This window comes from Aurantimonas marina (assembly GCF_017183135.1).
Taxonomy (GTDB): Bacteria; Pseudomonadota; Alphaproteobacteria; order Rhizobiales; family Rhizobiaceae; genus Aurantimonas; species Aurantimonas marina.
The window spans coordinates 169,561-187,065 of record NZ_JADDXW010000008.1 but is presented as its reverse complement, the minus strand read 5'-3'; the positions used below and the strand labels follow the sequence as shown (position 1 = coordinate 187,065).

Annotated in this window: 18 protein-coding genes; 14 read left to right on the top strand and 4 right to left on the bottom strand. The window is 63.6% G+C overall.

Annotated elements, in window-relative coordinates; all coding sequences use genetic code 11:
• Positions 1-115: 115 nt before the first annotated feature.
• The 4 genes from ING15_RS11495 to ING15_RS11480 all read left to right on the top strand — a co-directional run bounded on the left by ING15_RS11495 (position 116) and on the right by ING15_RS11480 (position 4,263).
• Positions 116-454, top strand: a complete 339-nt coding sequence (locus ING15_RS11495) for a response regulator (protein WP_206454947.1) — start codon at positions 116-118, stop codon at positions 452-454.
• Positions 455-1,092: 638 nt separating this feature from the next.
• Positions 1,093-2,091: an ABC transporter substrate-binding protein gene (locus ING15_RS11490; protein WP_206454946.1), complete on the top strand. Its 999-nt coding sequence runs from the start codon at positions 1,093-1,095 to the stop codon at positions 2,089-2,091.
• Between the two features lie 221 nt (positions 2,092-2,312).
• Positions 2,313-3,200, top strand: coding sequence for an ABC transporter permease (locus tag ING15_RS11485; RefSeq protein ID WP_206454945.1), 888 nt, complete (start codon positions 2,313-2,315; stop codon positions 3,198-3,200).
• Positions 3,193-4,263, top strand: a complete 1,071-nt coding sequence (locus ING15_RS11480) for a quaternary amine ABC transporter ATP-binding protein (protein ID WP_206454944.1) — start codon at positions 3,193-3,195, stop codon at positions 4,261-4,263. Before ING15_RS11485 ends, ING15_RS11480 begins: the two co-directional genes overlap by 8 nt.
• A 189-nt stretch (positions 4,264-4,452) precedes the next feature.
• Here the strand turns inward: ING15_RS11480 and ING15_RS11475 are convergent, their stop codons facing one another.
• Positions 4,453-4,662 (bottom strand): hypothetical protein, encoded by a 210-nt coding sequence (locus ING15_RS11475; protein WP_206454943.1) that lies wholly within the window; start codon positions 4,660-4,662, stop codon positions 4,453-4,455.
• A gap of 296 nt (positions 4,663-4,958) precedes the next feature.
• On the opposite strand from ING15_RS11475, the gene bmt reads away from it, so the two are divergent.
• Complete coding sequence (gene bmt, locus ING15_RS11470) at positions 4,959-5,975, top strand: betaine--homocysteine S-methyltransferase (RefSeq protein WP_206454942.1); 1,017 nt, start codon at positions 4,959-4,961, stop codon at positions 5,973-5,975.
• A gap of 16 nt (positions 5,976-5,991) precedes the next feature.
• Here the strand turns inward: bmt and ING15_RS11465 are convergent, their stop codons facing one another.
• Positions 5,992-6,225, bottom strand: coding sequence for a hypothetical protein (locus ING15_RS11465; RefSeq protein ID WP_206454941.1), 234 nt, complete (start codon positions 6,223-6,225; stop codon positions 5,992-5,994).
• Between the two features lie 266 nt (positions 6,226-6,491).
• Here ING15_RS11465 and ING15_RS11460 point away from each other — a divergent pair, with 266 nt between their 5' ends.
• Complete coding sequence (locus ING15_RS11460; RefSeq protein WP_206454939.1) at positions 6,492-7,607, top strand: helix-turn-helix transcriptional regulator; 1,116 nt, start codon at positions 6,492-6,494, stop codon at positions 7,605-7,607.
• A 126-nt stretch (positions 7,608-7,733) separates the two neighbouring features.
• On the opposite strand, the gene ING15_RS11455 is transcribed toward ING15_RS11460, so the two are convergent.
• Complete coding sequence (locus tag ING15_RS11455) at positions 7,734-9,329, bottom strand: trimethylamine methyltransferase family protein (protein ID WP_206454938.1); 1,596 nt, start codon at positions 9,327-9,329, stop codon at positions 7,734-7,736.
• A gap of 342 nt (positions 9,330-9,671) precedes the next feature.
• On the opposite strand from ING15_RS11455, the gene ING15_RS11450 reads away from it, so the two are divergent.
• Positions 9,672-10,364: a corrinoid protein gene (locus ING15_RS11450; protein ID WP_206454936.1), complete on the top strand. Its 693-nt coding sequence runs from the start codon at positions 9,672-9,674 to the stop codon at positions 10,362-10,364.
• Positions 10,365-10,536: 172 nt separating this feature from the next.
• Here the strand turns inward: ING15_RS11450 and ING15_RS11445 are convergent, their stop codons facing one another.
• Positions 10,537-10,683 (bottom strand): entericidin domain-containing protein, encoded by a 147-nt coding sequence (locus ING15_RS11445; RefSeq protein WP_206454935.1) that lies wholly within the window; start codon positions 10,681-10,683, stop codon positions 10,537-10,539.
• A gap of 90 nt (positions 10,684-10,773) precedes the next feature.
• Between ING15_RS11445 and ING15_RS11440 the strand changes: the two genes are divergently transcribed.
• From ING15_RS11440 to ING15_RS11410, 7 genes are all read left to right on the top strand, one after another.
• Positions 10,774-11,418, top strand: a complete 645-nt coding sequence (locus tag ING15_RS11440) for a DUF1638 domain-containing protein (RefSeq protein ID WP_206454934.1) — start codon at positions 10,774-10,776, stop codon at positions 11,416-11,418.
• 239 nt (positions 11,419-11,657) lie between these two features.
• Positions 11,658-12,302, top strand: coding sequence for an exopolysaccharide biosynthesis protein (locus tag ING15_RS11435; RefSeq protein WP_206454933.1), 645 nt, complete (start codon positions 11,658-11,660; stop codon positions 12,300-12,302).
• A gap of 226 nt (positions 12,303-12,528) precedes the next feature.
• Positions 12,529-12,828, top strand: a complete 300-nt coding sequence (locus tag ING15_RS11430) for a virulence factor (protein ID WP_206454932.1) — start codon at positions 12,529-12,531, stop codon at positions 12,826-12,828.
• Positions 12,825-13,727: a methylenetetrahydrofolate reductase gene (locus ING15_RS11425; protein WP_206454931.1), complete on the top strand. Its 903-nt coding sequence runs from the start codon at positions 12,825-12,827 to the stop codon at positions 13,725-13,727. Before ING15_RS11430 ends, ING15_RS11425 begins: the two co-directional genes overlap by 4 nt.
• A gap of 56 nt (positions 13,728-13,783) precedes the next feature.
• Positions 13,784-14,737: a methyltetrahydrofolate cobalamin methyltransferase gene (locus tag ING15_RS11420; RefSeq protein ID WP_206454930.1), complete on the top strand. Its 954-nt coding sequence runs from the start codon at positions 13,784-13,786 to the stop codon at positions 14,735-14,737.
• Positions 14,738-14,912: 175 nt separating this feature from the next.
• The gene (locus ING15_RS11415; protein ID WP_206454929.1) at positions 14,913-15,272 is read left to right on the top strand and encodes a hypothetical protein; all 360 of its coding nucleotides are present in this window, start codon (positions 14,913-14,915) and stop codon (positions 15,270-15,272) included.
• Positions 15,273-15,389: 117 nt separating this feature from the next.
• Entirely contained in the window at positions 15,390-17,462 is a 2,073-nt protein-coding gene (locus tag ING15_RS11410) for an ASKHA domain-containing protein (protein WP_206454928.1), read from the top strand.
• The last annotated feature ends 43 nt before the right edge of the window (positions 17,463-17,505 follow it).

Here is a 17,505-nt window from a genome sequence, read left to right as displayed (position 1 = left end):
CTAATGCTCATAGTTAACATTCAGTTGTTAGTGAGAATAATACTAAAAAATATCAAGATGGACGCAACCACTGCGCGGCTGGAACATTTGAAGGAGACCGAAAAAAGGTCACGTCATGAAGATTTTGATTCTGGAAGATGAACCGATCATCGCCATTGATCTCGAAGGCATCGTGCTGGGAAAAATTGATGCCGAGATTCTGCATGCCGCGACAGTCGCCGGCGCCCTCGATTGCCTGAGCGAAGGCCTCGATTTCGCGATGCTCGACGTCGTCCTGGGTCCTTGCGGTGAGACGTCTCTCCCGATCGCGCAACTCCTGCTCAGCAACAATGTGCCGTTCTGCTTCATTTCCAGCAGTCTGGACCAGCTTCCGGCGCAGCTTGCCGCCGTTCCGCGGATTTCCAAGCCCTTCCGGCCCCAGGAGGTGGAAGATTTGGTGCCAATGGCGGCGTGACGTGACCGCCGGCCCGCCCGTAGCGCCCCCAAGATATCGGGACGGCGTGCCCCTTCGGCCACGAAGCATCGGCGTAACTGACCGAGTGTCGGCGGAAAATTGCACTCGCCCTGTGGCAGCGCTTTGACAGGCGCGATGTCGCTTTCCCGGTACGCAATACCTTCTCCGGGGCTGCGGCGCGTCTTGCGTCGACCCCATGCTTAAACCCGAGGCGTTACCGTTCGGTTATTGCATTGGTCCCCGATCTGACGAAATGCGTGACGTAGTGACGCTCCGGGGCACGGGACGTTCCACGAAAAGTGGAGCATGGCGATCCCCGCTCCGCCCTTGCCGCGTGACCCGCCGGATCACTGCCGCCGCGCCCGTGATCGCGATGTCTCGGCCGACTCATCCGACCTTCCTGGAGAGGTCCGCACCAAGCTCGCGCGGACCCATCGGACCCGAAAACCAAAAAAATTGTTGGATTCAAGGCCGCGACCCTATAGTTTCCGCGATGGACCGCATCGGGAGCGGGCCGCTTTCGAATGTAATCGTCCGGCTCGATCATGCCGCTTCGCCACGCGGATCGCGAGCGAGAATGTATCCAAATGTAAATGTCACCGACGATACTCGGAAAACAGAAGAAATAAGGAATTCTTATGAAGTCACTTCTCGCCTCCACCTTTCTCGCAGCAGCCCTGTTCGGTTTCGCACCGGGCGCGTCGGCGCAGGAAAACTGCGAATTGACGATTTCGAACATGAACTGGGCGTCGGCGGAGGTGCTGGCCGCGATCGACAAGTTCATTCTCGCCGAAGGGTACGGCTGCGAAACGCGCCTGCTGCCCGGCGACACGATGCCCACTTTCGCGTCGATGACGGAGAAGCAGGAGCCGGACGTTGCCCCGGAGATGTGGGTCAACCAGTTCCGCGATCAGATCGACAAGGCGGTCGAGGAAGGCACGGTCCAATTCGCGGCCGAAGCGCTGTCGGATGGCGGCGAGGAAGGCTGGTGGATCCCGACCTATTTTGCCGAGGCACATCCAGATATCAAGACGGTCGGCGACGCGCTCGAACATCCCGATCTCTTCCCGTCGACCGAGGAGCCGTCCAAGGGCGCTGTCTACAACTGTCCTGCGGGTTGGGGCTGTCAGATCACCACGGCCAATCTCTTCAAAGCCTATAAAGGCGAGGAAAAGGGCTTCGTGCTAGTCGACACGGGTTCGGCCGCGGGCCTCGACGGCTCCATCGCCAAGGCTTACGAGAACAAGGAGCCGTGGCTCGGCTACTATTGGGCTCCGACCGCCATTCTCGGCAAATACCCGATGACGAAGCTCGAATTCGACGCCGAGCACGATCCGGAGGAGTGGGCCAAATGCACCACGGTTGCCGATTGCGCTGATCCGAAGATCAACGCCTGGACCAAATCCGAGGTCTTCACCATCGTGACCCCGAAAGTGGCCGAGGAATCCGAGGCCGCGGCGGAGTATCTCAACACTCGCTCCTGGGACAACGCCACGGTCAACAAGCTGCTCGCCTGGAAGGAAGATCAGCAGGCGACCGGCGAGGACACGGCCTTCTACTTCCTTGAGAACAATGAGGACATCTGGTCGAAATGGGTTTCGCCGGAAGCGGCAGAGAAGATCAAAGCCGCGCTTTGATCTGCGTGCGATCGGTGGCAGCTCGGACTTATGATGGCCGGTGGCCCACCGCCATCGGTCGTCACGCCTGGTGTTACCCCGATGAATGAAGACTGCCGGCCGCGGCGATGCCGCGGCCGAATTTTTTGCAACATGGACGAAACCGCGCCCATCCGGGCCGTATCGTACCCGATCAATACCCCCTCGGGATTCGGAGCGCGGGCGCCAAGGAGACCTGACTTTTGGACTGGCTGACTGAATTTCCCCAGATAGGAGGGCGCAATCTGCGCCTCATGTCGCGGACGATCGATCAACAATATCGCGCATTCTCGCGCGCTTTCGGCAACGACATCGAAGCCTTGTTCCGACCGCTTCTCGACTTTCTCCTGTGGTTCGAGAAACTGCTGCTTCAGACCCCCTGGTGGATCGTCATCGCCGTTCTGGTCGCCATCGTCTGGTTCGCCAGCCGCTCCAAGGGCATCACCGCCGGAACCTTCGTTGCCCTGATGCTGATCGGCATTTTCGGCATGTGGGAAGACACCATGCGCACGCTGTCGATCATCATCGTATGCACATTGATGTCGATCATCGTCGGACTGCCCATCGGCATCATCATGTCGCGCTCCGACAAGGTCCAGGCGGTCATCAATCCGATCCTCGACGTGATGCAGACGATGCCCTCCTTCGTCTACCTGATCCCGATTGTCATGCTGCTCGGCATCGGCCTGATCCCCGGCCTGATCGTGGTGGTGATCTACGCCATGCCGCCGATTATCCGTCTGACCAATCTCGGCATTCGCCTGGTCGATAAGGAGGTGCTCGAAGCCGCCAACGCCTTTGGTTCCTCCAGCTGGCAGAAGCTGACCCAGGTGCAGCTTCCTCTGGCGCTGCCGACCATCATGGCCGGCATCAACCAGACCATCATGATGGCACTCGCCATGGTCGTCGTCGCCTCGCTGATCGGCGTGCGCGGGCTCGGACAGCCGGTGTTGCAGGCGATCACCAACCAGTATTTCACCCAAGGGGTGCTCAATGGCATGGCCATCGTCGCCATCGCCATCATCTTCGACCGCGCGAGCCAGGCTTATGGCAAGCGCCTCCAACGTCACCGGGAGGCCGCCCATGGCTGATGTCGCCATCAAGATCCGCAATCTCTACAAGGTATTCGGGCCCGACGACAAAGCCATGGTGGAGAAGGTCCGCCAGGGCATGTCGAAGTCCGATCTGCTCGACCAGCATTCCCATGTCCTTGGCCTCAAGGACATCAACATGGACATGCTCGCGGGCGGTATCCAGGTCGTCATGGGCCTGTCCGGCTCCGGAAAATCCACCTTGATCCGGCATATCAACCGGCTGATCGAACCGTCGAGCGGCGAGATTCTCATCGATGGCGAGGACGTTCTCGCCATGTCCGACAAGCGCCTTCAGGATTTCCGCCGCCACAAGATTTCCATGGTCTTTCAGCGCTTCGGCCTGTTGCCGCACAAGACCGTGATCGACAATGTCGGCTACGGTCTGCACGTCATGGGCAAGTCGAAGGCCGAGCAGCACTCTGGCTCCATGCGCTGGATCGAGCGGGTGGGTCTGAAGGGCTACGAGGACAATTATCCGGCCCAGCTCTCGGGCGGCATGCAGCAGCGGGTCGGCCTTGCCCGCGCGCTCGCGACCGACGCCGACATCCTGCTGATGGACGAAGCCTTCTCGGCGCTCGATCCGTTGATCCGTAATGACATGCAGTCAGTGCTGCTCGACCTGCAGGAAGAGTTGCATAAGACCATCGTCTTCATCACCCACGACCTCGACGAGGCGCTGCGCCTCGGCGAGCGCATCGCCATCCTGAGAGACGGCGAGATCATCCAGCAGGGCACCGGGCAGGAAATCGTTCTAAAACCGGCCGACGATTACATCTCGTCCTTCGTCCGCGAAGTGAACCGGGGACGCGTCGTCCAGGTGGAAACGGTCATGGACCCGGCTCCCGCTGAAGGGGAGACGCCGGTAGGCGGCAGCCTGCCGGTCGAGAAGGGCACCATCCTCGAGGACGCCGCCCGGCGGATGAGCGAGGAAGGCGTGACCAGTGCCCATGTCGTCAACGGCAGCGGCGCGCCGATTGGCACGCTGACCATGCGCGGTCTGATGGCTGCAATGGTGACGCCGGTACTCAAGGACGCGCTCGACGCGACCGACACCAGCTGAGGTCCCCCGCGCCTTCGCGCGCCACCTTGCCGCCCGCGCTGATCGATGTGGGTTCGATCACCGGGTGGCGTTGTGCGCGCCGGGATGAGCGCATGGCTACGGCAATCGGGACGCTCGGCAGGGTCTGGTCTCATCTGCCATGACACACGGCTACGTCGGCGATCGCTCTGGCGCGGGCCGTGCGGGCCGTCAGGCTGCCCGATCGGCGATCGTCTCCTGTCGGTCGTCGACGCCAAACAACAACTGGTAGCATTCGGCGAGCAGGTCGAGATCGGTGGGCGCCTGTCGAATCAATGCATCCTCGATCTGCGCAGGGGTGTATCCCTCCACGTACAGGGCTTGAACCGCAGCATAGACCATATCCGCCTGGTCAAGCCGCTTGGGTGCGCGATCGAACATCATTCCCCCGTTTGGATTTCGCCGCGGCGCGAGTCTGCGCGACGGTGATTCGCCTCGATCACCCGCTATCTCTACGAAATAAGGCTTTGGTAGAGCTTGCTGGCGAAATTGATGCAGATGGATGGACTTAGCTGTGGAAATATCTCCCCGGGGCAGCAGACCGGCCCAATGGTCGGAAGATGATGCGGGTCGCATTCGATATGATAACGCTCGCTTCGCAGGGGAAGGAGGCGTTATCATCTCCGCGTGGCGCATCGCAGGCAGGTGACCATCCGATCCCTTACGACGAGGCCTCCATGTCCGATCCGCTCAGCCGCCTGCTCGCGGAAAAAGGCGTTCTCCTCGCCGACGGCGCCACGGGGACTAATCTCTTCGATATGGGTCTGCAATCCGGCGAGGCCCCGGAGATGTGGCTGGAGAGCCATCCGGAGCGGATCACGGCGCTGCATCAAGCCTTCGTCGACAACGGTGCCGATATCATTCTCACCTGCTCCTTCGGTGCCAACCGCCACCGGCTGAAGCTGCATGAGGCGGCGGATCGCACCCATGAGCTCAACCTCAAGGCCGCAAGGATCGCCCGCGCGGTTGCGGACGCTGCCGGTCGACCGGTGATCGTCGCCGGATCGGTCGGGCCGACGGGCGAGATCTTCGCCCCGCTCGGCAATCTGTCCCATGAGGATGCGGTGGAAACCTTCCGCGAGCAGATTGCCGGCCTGAAGGAGGGCGGCGCCGACGTCGCGTGGATCGAGACCATGTCGGCGGCTGAAGAGGTCCGCGCCGCCGCCGAGGCGGCCGTCGCCTGCGATATGCCCTATGTCTTCACCGGCTCCTTCGACAGCGCCGGTCGGACCATGATGGGCATCCACCCGAAGGATTTCCACAAATCGGTCGAAGGCCTTGCCGAAAAACCCCTTGCGATCGGAGCCAATTGCGGCGTCGGCGCCTCCGACATGCTGGCCACAGGCTTGGAGCTGGGCACCGGCGACAGCGGCGCAGCCGTCGTACTCAAGGCCAATTGCGGCATTCCGCGCTTTGTCGACGGCAAGACGGTCTATTCCGGAACGCCGGAACAGATGGCCGACTACACGCGCCTCGCAATCGATGTCGGCGCCCGCATCATCGGCGGCTGCTGCGGCACCTCTCCCCACCATCTGGGCGCCATGCGTCACGCGATCGATACCCACAACCGACGCTCGCGGCCGACGGTCGAAGAGATCACCGAGACGGTAGGTCCGCTGGTCAACAAGCCAGCATCCGACAACGTCGCGTCCGGTGAGACGATGGGGCGTAGTCGCCGCAATCGGCGCGGCTGAAAATCGTTAAACCCCGCTACCGTCCCGCCACTTCGTCAATCGCCGCGTCGGCGGGGCGACAGAAGACTTTCGGGTAATCCCCGCCCCGCAGGAGTCGCGATCGCGCCGCGGCGACCATGCCCTCGCGCATGCAGCCGGCGAGACCAATGCTCGGTTCGGCGAGCGTCATCCAATGCACCGAAGTCGCCTTCTGGCACTTGGCGACCGGCGTCGAACTCAAGCAAATCACGATGACGGCGAAGAACGTCATGACGGTTCCCTCCATCAATGGTCCAGGATCAGGCGCACCCTTCGGCGAGATGGACGCCGAAGACCTTGGCACCCGCGCTTCCATTCTTTCCCAACAATGATGGGCACGCGTCCCCCATTTGGATTAGCTCAATATTTTAAGCTGAAAGCAATGTGTTTCCATGCCCTTGCCCAACTTCCTTAGAGTTGCGTCTTCATTTCCCCGAGCATATCGTCACGACCACGGCGGAAGTCGCACACGGCCCGATCCGGGAGGGAGATGATTGCATGGCTGCCAGCGCGTCTGTCATCGAGGACACCCTCTCCTGTCTTTACGGAAGCGTCGACGGCTCCAACTCATGGGCCAGCGCCATGGGCCGCGTCGCGGCGGTAACCGGCGCCGATCGCTTTACCTTCAACTCCGTCGGACACGACGGTTCCTTTCACCACGACTCGGCACCCTTCGACCCGGAAGGCCTGATCATGTTCGCCCAGGATTTCGCCGACAAGGATCTGCGCCTTCAAAGGATCGTGTCGCAGCGGCGTCGAGGCCTGATCCATACTGGTGATGTCATGACCGCCCAGGAAATTGCCCGGTGTCCGGTGCACAACGAATTCTACCGGCTGTTTCCCGAGTGCTGGAATGCCTGCATCCTGGCGCTTGAGCATCTGGGAGGAATTACGGCGCCGACGATTCAGCGCCGGGCCAGCAAAGGCGACTTCTCGCCGGAGGAAAGCCGGATTCTGGAGGTCTTGGGGCCTCACATCTGCCGCGTCGTCGAGTTGCAGGCGCTCGTGCCAGTTGGAGCTGGATCCTTGGGCGGCGACGGCATCATTGCCGCTCTGGACGGACTCGACGACGGCATTATCATCTTCGACCCCGCTGGTTTCGTCCTTCACATGAATGCGCCGGCGCGTGCGATTGTCGTGGCCAAGGATGGGCTCGAGTTGACGCGCGGCGTCTTGAGAGCCTCGCATCGTGATTCCCAACCGGTTCTTTTCCAGATGATGACCCGGACACTTCGTGTCGCCGCCGGTCTCGACGTCGAGTTGCCGCGACCGATCGGTCTGCGCCGCACGTCCAATGCGCGTCCTTTGATCGTGCGGGCCTTCGTTTCGCCGACGGGCAAGGATGCCAAACGGATCGGCGTGTTGAAGATTCAGGACCGTGCGTCCTGGCAGGCGCCCACAGCCGAGACCGTTCAGGCCGCCACCGGCCTGACGCCGGCGGAAGCGCGCCTCGCCGTCGCGCTCCTCGATGGTGAAAGCGTCATCGACTACGCCTTTCGGGAGGGCCTGTCCGAGCACACGGCACGCTCGCACCTCAAACACATCCGCTCCAAGCTCGGCGTCACCCGGCAAGCCAATGTCGTCGCCGTGCTGGCCCGCCTCTGCGGATTTTGAAGCGACGATGGAGCCGCACTGCCGTCAATCCGTCCGCAGCCCCTTCCAGACCGCGCGGTGGATGGTCGCGCCCACTTTCGCGGCGGCGTCCGCTTCGCTCGCGGCGGCCGGGTCCGCCTCTCCCTTTCAAGCGAAGGCGTCGGGCTCGGACTCCTTGCGCTTGGCGATGAAGGCGGAAAGTCCCTCGGCGATGCCGGGGTCTAGCGCGGGAGCCGCGTACGAATCGAGCCAGCGCCGGCACAGCTGGTTGGCCCGGTTCTCGGCCCGCAACGCCCCTTCGGCCGACCATTGTTCGAAGGAATTGTTGTCGGCGATGGACGAGCGATAGAACGCCGTCTGGAAATTGTCCTGGGTGTGTTGGCAGCCGAGATAGTGACTGCCTGGCCCGACCTCGCGGATCGCCGACATGGCTTGTCCGTTCTCGGACAGGTCGACCCCCCGCGCCATCGCCTGCATCATGCCGAGCTGGTCGCAATCCATGACGAACTTCTCGAAGCAGGCGGCAAGCCCGCCCTCCAGCCAGCCGGCCGAATGCAGAACGAAATTGGTGCCCGCGAGCAGCGTCGAGTTCAGCGTGTTGGCGCTCTCATAGGCGGCCTGCGCATCCGGCACCTTGGAGGCGCAGAGCGAGCCGCCGGTGCGAAACGGCAGGCCGAGCCGGCGCGCCAGCTGCGCCGCGCCATAAGAGACAAGCGCCGGTTCCGGTGTTCCGAAAGTCGGCGCGCCGGACTGCATGGAGATCGATGAGGCAAAGGTGCCGAAGACAACCGGAGCGCCCGGACGGCAGAGCTGAGTGAAAGCCGCGCCCGCCAGCACCTCGGCAAGGACCTGCGTCAGGGTGCCGGCGACCGTCACCGGGCTCATCGCTCCGGCCAGAATGAAGGGCGTGACGATGCAGGCCTGGTTGGCCCGGGCATAGACCTTGAGCGCGCCCAGCATGGTGCCGTCGAAGGTCATCGGCGAGTTGGCGTTGATCAGGTTGATGAGGACGGTGTTCTGGTCGACGAAATCCGAGCCGAACAGGATGCGGCACATTTCCACAGTGTCGGCCGCCCGTTCCGGCGCCGTCACCGAGCCCATGAACGGCTTGTCGGACAGCGTCATGTGCGCATGCACCATATCGAGGTGGCGCTTGTTCACCGGGATGTCGACCGGCTCGCAGACCGTGCCGCCCGAATGGTGGATCGAGGGCGCCATATAGGCGAGCTTCACGAGGTTGCGGAAATCCTCGATCGTCGCGTAACGGCGCACCCCGTCGAGGTCACGCACGAAGGGCGGCCCGTAGACCGGCGCGAACACTGTCGCCTTGCCACCGATCTCGACGGAGTTGTCCGGATTGCGGGCGTGCTGGGTGAATATACGAGGCGCGGTCTTCAGGAGTTCGCGGCAAAGCCCTTTGGGAAAACGCACCCGCTCGCCGGACACATCGGCACCGGCCTCCTTCCACATCGCGAGCGCCTCGGCGTCATCGCGAAATTCGATACCGATCTCCTCAAGCACCGCGTCGGCATTCGCCTCGATCAAGGCGAGGCCCTCTTCGTCCAGGACCTCGTATTCCGGCAGGGCCCGGCGGATATAGGCGAGCTTGGGCCCGGAGCCGGTCTGGGTGCGAGCCGCCCGCCGTGCAGATGCGCCGCCGCCACCGCCGCGCCCGCGTCGTCCGCCCCCCGCACCGCTCTCGGCTTCCATCGCCTCGGGGGCCTGTCCGGTCACGTCGCTCATCGATCCATCTCCTGGCAGTATCCATCGGTACGTAGCCGCGTCTGCGCGCCGCGCATACGCCCACGAGCCTGGGCGGGCGAACATAGCCGATTGTAGAAGCACGAATTCCCCGCGTCGTTCCGGATGCGAAAACTGGTGACGCGCGAAGGACAATCGCCGGGCTTCGCCTCCAACCAAACTCGGGGCCAGAACGTCGTTTTCGGCACCGGCAATGTCGCACGCGGAAGATTCGATCGCATTTCCTTGCCCTAATCTCGCTCATGATGCGGTGCGATGCGCGTGACCCGCGCTTCTGCCGCCCCAACGAGGCCTTGGGAGAGGCCGCTGGCGAGGAGTGCCACCATGGCGGATGACGACGAGATCGTACTGGCCGAGCTCTCCGACGACGATCTCGTCGCCCAGATGAAGGACGACCTTTACGATGGGCTCAAGGAGGAGATCGAGGAAGGCACGAACATTCTCCTCGAACGGGGTTGGATTCCCTACGATGTCCTCACCAAGGCGCTCGTCGGCGGCATGCAGATCGTCGGCGAGGATTTTCGCGACGGCATCCTGTTCGTACCGGAGGTGCTGCTCTCGGCCAACGCGATGAAGGCCGGCATGAAGATCCTGCGGCCGCTGCTCGCCGAGACCGGCGCGCCGAAACAGGGCAAGATGGTCATTGGCACAGTCAAGGGTGACATCCACGACATCGGCAAGAACCTCGTCGGCATGATGATGGAGGGCGCCGGCTTCGAGATCGTCGATCTCGGCATCAATATCGATGTCGACAAGTATCTCGCCGCGCTCGACGAGCATCAGCCGGAGTTCCTCGGCATGTCGGCGCTGCTGACGACGACCATGCCCTACATGAAGGTCGTCATCGATACGTTGGTCCAGAAGGGCCGGCGCGACGACTATATCGTCCTTGTCGGCGGCGCGCCGTTGAACGAGGACTTCGCCAATCAGGTCGGCGCCGACGCCTATTGCCGCGATGCGGCAATCACCGTCGAGATTGCCAAGGAACTGATGGCGCGCAAGCATAACCAACTGTGATTGGCGTGACGGCCGTGGCTCGCCTCTCTCCTTTAACCTTCTTCAGCTCACTGGTCCTCAGGCGTGGGACGATCGCCGCGAGCATGCCAATTGAGCGGAATCGCCGCAGGTGCAAAATGGATGCGAGGGCCCAAAGCCCCCGCGCCCGATCCCTGCCTCGATGGCGCCTATCCTATTGGGCGACGTCTCTCACGGCCGCGCCGGTCGCGTCGACGGTGTTGCCGACATCTCGGCCGACACCACGTACAGTATTGGCGCAGGCCGAAAGCAGGAGCGCTCCGGCGAGAACTGCGGACAGTATTGCGATGCGGTGGGTCATGCTGCCGTCTCCGTTGCGGGAATGTGACGGAAAAACGGCTGGGCCCTTCTCCGGTTCCGCCGCTTCGCGACATTTTCCTTCGCTAGACTGATGGACACCTTCTCCCCCACTCCGCAGACGGAACGCCTGACGGTCATCGCCTGCGGCGCCATCGCGCGGGAGATTGTCGCCGTCCTCGCCGCCAACGGCCTGTCGCATGTCGACCTCACCTGCCTGCCGGCCATCCTTCACAACATGCCGAAGAAGATCGCGCCGGCGGTCGAAGCAGCCATTGTCGCGGCCCGCGACCGCGGCGCGTCTCGCATTTTTATCGCCTATGCCGACTGTGGCACTGGCGGCCATCTCGACGCTGTCTGCGAACGCCACGGCGTCGAGCGCATCGCCGGCCCCCATTGCTATTCCTTCTTCGTCGGCAATGACCGCTTCGCCACCGAGGGCGATGCCAACATGACCACCTTCTGGCTCACCGATTTTCTTGCTCGTCAGTTCGACGCGGTCATCGCCAAGCCGTTCCGCCTCGACCGTTATCCCGAGATGACCGCGATGCTGTTCGGCAATTACGAACGCGTCGTCCACATCGCCCAAACCGACGACGCCGAACTCGATAGCCGCGCTCGCGCGATCGCCGATCGGCTGGGACTGGCTCACGAGCGGCGCTTCGTCGGTTATGGCGATCTCGTCGGGGCGCTGACGATGGCCGCGGGGGTCAGGCAGCCGCATGACGCAGCTGCCTGATACAATCCGGTGAGAGCGATAAGGGCGGCCGTTCGCGGGCACGCCGATGCGAGCGGTTGCAAAACCACAGACGCAAGCGCTTGATGTTTTGCAAAGATACCCCGATTTAACACCCATTCGGCCATAGTGTTCTCAGGCTCTTGCGTTAAGAGGGAGCCGTTACGCGCGAGTGGGCTCTAGCTCCCGCTAATCATTCACTTCGGGACTTGTTCCTGAAACCACGTCACCGAGTATCGTCCGTGTCACCCGCCGCCTTTTCCAACATTCGACGATCGCTGCGGCGGCGCGGTAGCAAACGGCAGCGACGCATCTCCGCGATTCTGCGGGGCTACACCCATCGCGACCCGACCGGCCCGACGCTCGGCGAATTGTCCCAGGCATTCGATACGCGGGCGTATGGGGCTTTCTTCATTCTACTCGGCGGGCTCAATCTGGTTCCGCTGCCGCCGGGCGCCTCGCTGCTCTTCGGCGTACCGCTCATGCTGTTCGCCCTGCAACTCGCGATCGGCCGCCACCGGCTCTGGCTTCCCGGCCGTGTCCATCGGATTCGCCTCAGCGCCGATACTCTCGGCATGGGGATGCGCAAGATCGGACCGACGCTGCGTTGGATCGAGCGTCTCGCACGGCACCGCTATTGGCCCGAGCCCGAGTGGGTGCTGCTCGTCGCGGTCGGCTGGTTCTGCTTTGTGATGGCGGCACTGGTGGCGATTCCCTTTCCGCTGACCAACATGGCGCCCGGCGTCGCCATCGCACTGGCGGGCGTAGCGATCACCGCCCGCGACGGTCTCTGGCTGATCGCCGCGATCGTCCTCGGCCTGGTATCGATCGTGGTTCTCGCGGGCGTCTACGGCGCCGCGGCCCTGGCGGTGATGCAGATCATCTGAAGAAGCCACCGCTCGCCACGACCGGTTGGGCCCCGACGGGTCCCGGGCGTGGAAAACCAACTCGCCCGTCTCACGTTGCGCGCGGCAAATCGATCACGCTGGTCCCAAGAACCAGCTCAGTGGCTCTCGGACGTGGCCGAATGTCGCAAAGCCATCGTGCATCGTCGCGTCCGGCATATCCACCGCCCTCGTCTCCCGTCACATTGCCCGGCATGGGAGACGCGGCATGGCCGAAACGCAAATCGTTTATTGGCGGGACATTCCCGCCCAAGTGATCGTTCGTCAGGGACGCAGGGCGGCGCGCCGCGAACTCCCGCTACGCTTCATCGAGGCGATCGACCGCTGCGCCATGCAGGTGGGCGCCAAGGATTCCAACGCTTATCTTGCCGAGTGGCGGCGCGCGAGTTCGGCCTGCGAAGCGGGCGACCTGGAAGCCGCGGCCGAGCGCACACTGTCCGAACTCGATCAACGCTACGACCGGGATCGCCTGATGGCGCTGGTTGCCAACGAGGGGCGCGAGTCATGACCCAGCATCAATTGCCTTTAACGCGTGCTTTCCTGCCGGCATCGATCGAGGTCGCCCCGAAACAGGTACTGGAATCAAAGGATCTGCCCGGCCTCTTTCCCAAGGATACTAAGGTCTATCTCACCGATGTCGGTGTCGACTCCGTCAAGGATTTCATCAAGGCGGTGAAGCGAATTTCCGACTTCGGCTATGCCCCGGTGCCCCACATTCCAGCGCGCCGCATCCGCAGCCGCGACGAATTGGAGACCCGTATCCGGACCTATGCCGAAGAGGCCGGGGTAACCGACACGCTGGTGATCGGTGGCGGCCTCGATCGGCCGGCCGGTCCGTTCAGCTCGACCATGGAGATTCTGGAGAGCGGCCTGTTCGATCGCTATGGAATCCGCGACATCGGAGTCGCCGGCCATCCCGAAGGCTCGCCCGACTTCTCGGCTGCGACCGCCGAAGAAGCATTGCGCCTCAAACGCGATTTCGGCGAGCGCACCGGGGCGCATATACGCATCGTCACCCAGTTCGGTTTCGACGCCGAAGAGTTCATCAACTGGTCGCTGGCCATCAAGGAGGCCGGCATCGGCCTGCCCATTCATCTCGGCGTCGCCGGACCCGCCAAGATCACCACGCTGATCAAATACGCCGCGCTCTGCGGTGTCGGCAATTCCGTCGCCTTCCTGAAGAAGCGCGCCCTCGCCCTGACCGCGCTCGCAACGACCCATTCGCCGGAATCGGTCGTCGGGCCGATCGAACGGCATTGGCGCGAGACACTGGATTCGCCCGTCCGGCAGATCCACGTCTTTCCGTTCGGCGGTCTGGTGAAATCGGCTGCATGGCTGACCGAACGCGGCTCATGGCCGAGCGAGGGCTCGCGCTTCGGCCGCGAGCTCGAGCGCCACCACGGCTGACTGACGCGGCGCCGACAAACCCTTTCCCGTCCTGCTCCTCATCCGGAAGATCGCCTATGACCCGCACCGTCGTTGCCTCCGCCAAGAAGGAGATCGTGATCGGCTTCGACGAACCCTTCTGCGTCATCGGTGAGCGGATCAATCCGACCGGCCGCAAGAAGCTCGCAGCCGAGATGGTCGCTGGCAATTTCGAGACCGTCACCAGGGACGTGCTGGAGCAGGTTGCCGCGGGAGCGACCATGCTCGACGTCAATGCCGGGGTCACCGCCGTCGACCCGAATGTTTCCGAGCCGCCGCTCCTGGTGCAGACAATCCGCCTCGTCCAAAGCCTGACCGATCTGCCGATCTCGATCGATTCCTCGGTTTCTTCCGCCATCAGGGCGGCACTGGAGATCGCCGAGGGGCGGCCCTTGGTAAACTCCGTCACCGGAGAGTTGGAAAAGCTGGAGGCGATCCTGCCGCTGATCAAGAAATACGACGTGCCGGTTGTTGCCATCTCCAACGACGAGACCGGCATATCGGAGGATCCGGACGTGCGCTTCGAGGTAGCCAGGAAAATCGTCCGGCATGCCGCCGACTACGGCATCAAGCCGTGCGACATCGTCGTCGACCCGCTGGTCATGCCGATCGGGGCGATGGGCACGGCCGGCCGGCAGGTGTTCGCCCTGGTGCGCCGTCTGCGCGAGGAGCTCGGCGTCAACACCAGCTGCGGTGCCTCCAACATCTCCTTCGGCCTGCCGCATCGCCACGGCATCAACGCCGCCTTCCTGCCGATGGCGATCGCCGCCGGCATGACCTCGGCGATCATGAATCCCTGCCGGCCGCAGGAGATGGAGGCGGTCCGTGCCGCCAACGTACTGATGGGCAACGATCCGTCCTGTGGGACCTGGATCCGCAACTACCGCGACGTCCAGCCGGGCGCGACGATGGTTGCCGCCAATTCAGCCGCCACGCCATCCGGCAGCGGCCGGCGGCGGGGCGGTCGGGAAGCCCGGATGGCCCAGTCCTGATGAAGGCCGGCGGTCGGCGAACGAAAGGTTCGAGGTCGCGGAGCATCCGCGACCGGAGCCATTCTCTTCGCAAGTGCGAAATATATTTGACCGCCGCTGCGACCGTTTGGTGTCGCCGAACGTTTCCCGCAGGACAGTCCCGACCGAAGGGACACCCCCGAAAGGAATTCGTTTGATGACCCGCCGCCGCCTGTCGCTTTCCGCTGCCCCCAAGAGCAGCACCGAAATGTCGACGCTGATGATGCTGTCACCGTTCGTGATCGGCAGCCGCATGATGCAATTCTGGATGTCGGCGGCTTCTCCGACGGCAACGGACCGTGATGAGATGTCGCGCATGGTCGGCGAGAAGATGCAGGCGGCGGGCGAGTCGCTCGTCGCCATGAACATGGCCGCGATTGAAGCCGCCACCGCGGCCACGCTGGGCGCCGTGACGGGACGCGGCAGCCCTTCCAATCATGGCGACGCGATACTGTCCGCCGGTCTGAAACCCTATTCCCAGCGTGTGCGCGCCAATCGCAAGAGATTGTCAAAGTGACATGTCCTGGGCTTTCCTGCGCTGATGGCGCGGCCGGCGCGGCAGCCCTCATCCTGAGGCGCGAGTGCAGCGAGCCTCGAAGGGCGAGGGCCTGCGCTGTTCAAGGCTGATAGCGGCATGATGATCCAGCAAGATCCCCTCGTTCTGTTCATGCCGTCCGGGCGGCGCGGTCGCTTTCCGAGAGGCACGCTGGTCATCGAGGCGGCGCGCGCGCTCGGCGTCTATGTTGAGAGTGTCTGCGGCGGGCGCGGCATTTGCGGCCGCTGCCAGATCGAGGTCGCCGAGGGTATCTTCGCCAAGCACAAGATCACCTCGGCGGCCGATCACCTGTCCCCCTGGTCCGCCAAGGAAGAGCGTTATGCCGCCAAACGCGGCCTGAAGCCCGGCCGCCGGCTCTCCTGCTCCACCACCATCGAGGGCGACCTCGTCATCGACCTGCCGTCCGACATGGCGGTCAACGCCGCGGTCGTCCGCAAGGCGGTCGACACGCGCGATTTCCCGCGCGACCCGGCGATCAGGCTGCTTTACGTCGAGGTCGTCGAGCCTGACATGCACGCGCCGCTGGGCGATCTCGATCGCATTTTCGCGGCGCTGGAAAGGGATTGGGGCATCTCGGCGCCGATCGTCGATCCTGAGATTCTTCCCCATGTCCAGAAGACGCTGCGTGACGGTGCCTGGAAGGTCACCTGCGCGATCGCCCAGGATCGTGACGACGAGCGCTCGCGCCTGATGGGGCTCTATCCCGGCCTCAAGAACGAGGCCTATGGCATTGCCGTCGATATCGGCTCGACGACGATCGCGCTGCATCTGTCGTCGCTCTTGTCCGGCGCCACCATTGCCTCGGCCGGCACGCCCAACCCGCAGATCCGCTTCGGCGAGGATCTGATGAGCCGCGTCTCCTATGTGATGATGAACCCCGGTGGCCGGCCCGAGATGACCAAGGCGGTGCGCGAGGCGATCCAGAGGCTGGTCGAGGAGGTCGCGACCGAAACCAACGTAGACACCACCGACATCATGGATTGCGTCTTCGTCGGCAACCCGATCATGCATCACCTCTTCCTCGGCATCGACCCCACCGAACTCGGCCAGGCGCCCTTCGCGCTGGCCGTGTCCGGCGCTCTGGCCGTGCCGGCCAGCGACCTTGATCTCGGCCTGCATCCAGCGGCCCGCGCCTATCTCCTGCCCTGCATTGCCGGCCATGTCGGCGCGGACGCGGGCGCAGTCACACTCTCGGAAGGCCCGCATCGCCAGGACGAGACGATGCTCGTCGTCGATGTCGGCACCAATGCCGAAATCGTACTCGGCAACCGGCAGCGGCTTCTGGCCGCTTCCTCGCCGACCGGCCCGGCCTTCGAAGGCGCCGAAATTTCCTCCGGCCAGCGCGCCGCGCCGGGCGCCATCGAGCGCGTTCGCATCGATCCCGAAACGCTGGAGCCCCGCTTCAAGATCATCGGCGTGGATAGCTGGTCCGACGCGGCGGAATTCGCCGAGGCCGCCCGATACGTCGGTGTCACCGGCATCTGCGGCTCCGGTATCATCGAGGTGATCGCGGAAATGTTTCTCGCCGGCATCGTCACCGAGGACGGAATCATCGACGGATCGCTGGCCGCCCGCTCGTCCCGCATTGTCCCGGAGGGGCGCACCTTCGCCTATGTTCTCCATGAGATGCCCGGACGGACGATCAGCATCCTGCAAACCGACGTGCGCGCCATCCAGCTCGCCAAGGCCGCGCTTTACGCCGGCATCAAGCTGCTGATCGACAAGTTCGGCGCCGCTGGTGAGTCCAGCACCATCGACCGCATCGCGCTAGCCGGCGCGTTCGGCTCCTTCATCGAGCCGAAATACGCCATGGTCCTCGGACTGGTGCCCGATTGTAACGTGGAAAAGTGCGGCTCGGTCGGCAATGCGGCCGGCGCCGGCGCGCGCATGGCGCTTTTGAACCGCTCCTATCGCCGCGAGATCGAGGCGGTGGTCAAGCGCATCCAAAAGGTCGAAACCGCGCTGGAGCCTGCCTTCCAGGATCATTTCGTCGCCGCCATGGCGTTTCCGAACAAGCGCGACGCCTATCCCGAACTGGTCAAGGTGCAAAGGCTGCCCAACCGCGATTCCGAGGGCCGGCCGATCCGGCGCTCCGACGACGCCGAAGGGAATGCGCCCCGGCGCCGGCGCAGCGGTCGTCCTCCCCGCTGAACCAGACTGTTGCGATTGACGCGGCGCCGCCAGCGGCTTATCC

Bases quoted from the DNA above. Each gene is read 5' to 3' on its own strand.
- ING15_RS11495 (WP_206454947.1), top strand. From the start codon at position 116: ATGAAGATTTTGATTCTGGAAGATGAACCGATCATCGCCATTGATCTC.
- ING15_RS11490 (WP_206454946.1), top strand. From the start codon at position 1,093: ATGAAGTCACTTCTCGCCTCCACCTTTCTCGCAGCAGCCCTGTTCGGT.
- ING15_RS11480 (WP_206454944.1), top strand. From the start codon at position 3,193: ATGGCTGATGTCGCCATCAAGATCCGCAATCTCTACAAGGTATTCGGG.
- ING15_RS11475 (WP_206454943.1), bottom strand. From the start codon at position 4,662: ATGTTCGATCGCGCACCCAAGCGGCTTGACCAGGCGGATATGGTCTAT.
- bmt (WP_206454942.1), top strand. From the start codon at position 4,959: ATGTCCGATCCGCTCAGCCGCCTGCTCGCGGAAAAAGGCGTTCTCCTC.
- ING15_RS11465 (WP_206454941.1), bottom strand. From the start codon at position 6,225: ATGACGTTCTTCGCCGTCATCGTGATTTGCTTGAGTTCGACGCCGGTC.
- ING15_RS11460 (WP_206454939.1), top strand. From the start codon at position 6,492: ATGGCTGCCAGCGCGTCTGTCATCGAGGACACCCTCTCCTGTCTTTAC.
- ING15_RS11455 (WP_206454938.1), bottom strand. From the start codon at position 9,329: ATGAGCGACGTGACCGGACAGGCCCCCGAGGCGATGGAAGCCGAGAGC.
- ING15_RS11450 (WP_206454936.1), top strand. From the start codon at position 9,672: ATGGCGGATGACGACGAGATCGTACTGGCCGAGCTCTCCGACGACGAT.
- ING15_RS11445 (WP_206454935.1), bottom strand. From the start codon at position 10,683: ATGACCCACCGCATCGCAATACTGTCCGCAGTTCTCGCCGGAGCGCTC.
- ING15_RS11440 (WP_206454934.1), top strand. From the start codon at position 10,774: ATGGACACCTTCTCCCCCACTCCGCAGACGGAACGCCTGACGGTCATC.
- ING15_RS11430 (WP_206454932.1), top strand. From the start codon at position 12,529: ATGGCCGAAACGCAAATCGTTTATTGGCGGGACATTCCCGCCCAAGTG.
- ING15_RS11425 (WP_206454931.1), top strand. From the start codon at position 12,825: ATGACCCAGCATCAATTGCCTTTAACGCGTGCTTTCCTGCCGGCATCG.
- ING15_RS11420 (WP_206454930.1), top strand. From the start codon at position 13,784: ATGACCCGCACCGTCGTTGCCTCCGCCAAGAAGGAGATCGTGATCGGC.
- ING15_RS11415 (WP_206454929.1), top strand. From the start codon at position 14,913: ATGACCCGCCGCCGCCTGTCGCTTTCCGCTGCCCCCAAGAGCAGCACC.
- ING15_RS11410 (WP_206454928.1), top strand. From the start codon at position 15,390: ATGATGATCCAGCAAGATCCCCTCGTTCTGTTCATGCCGTCCGGGCGG.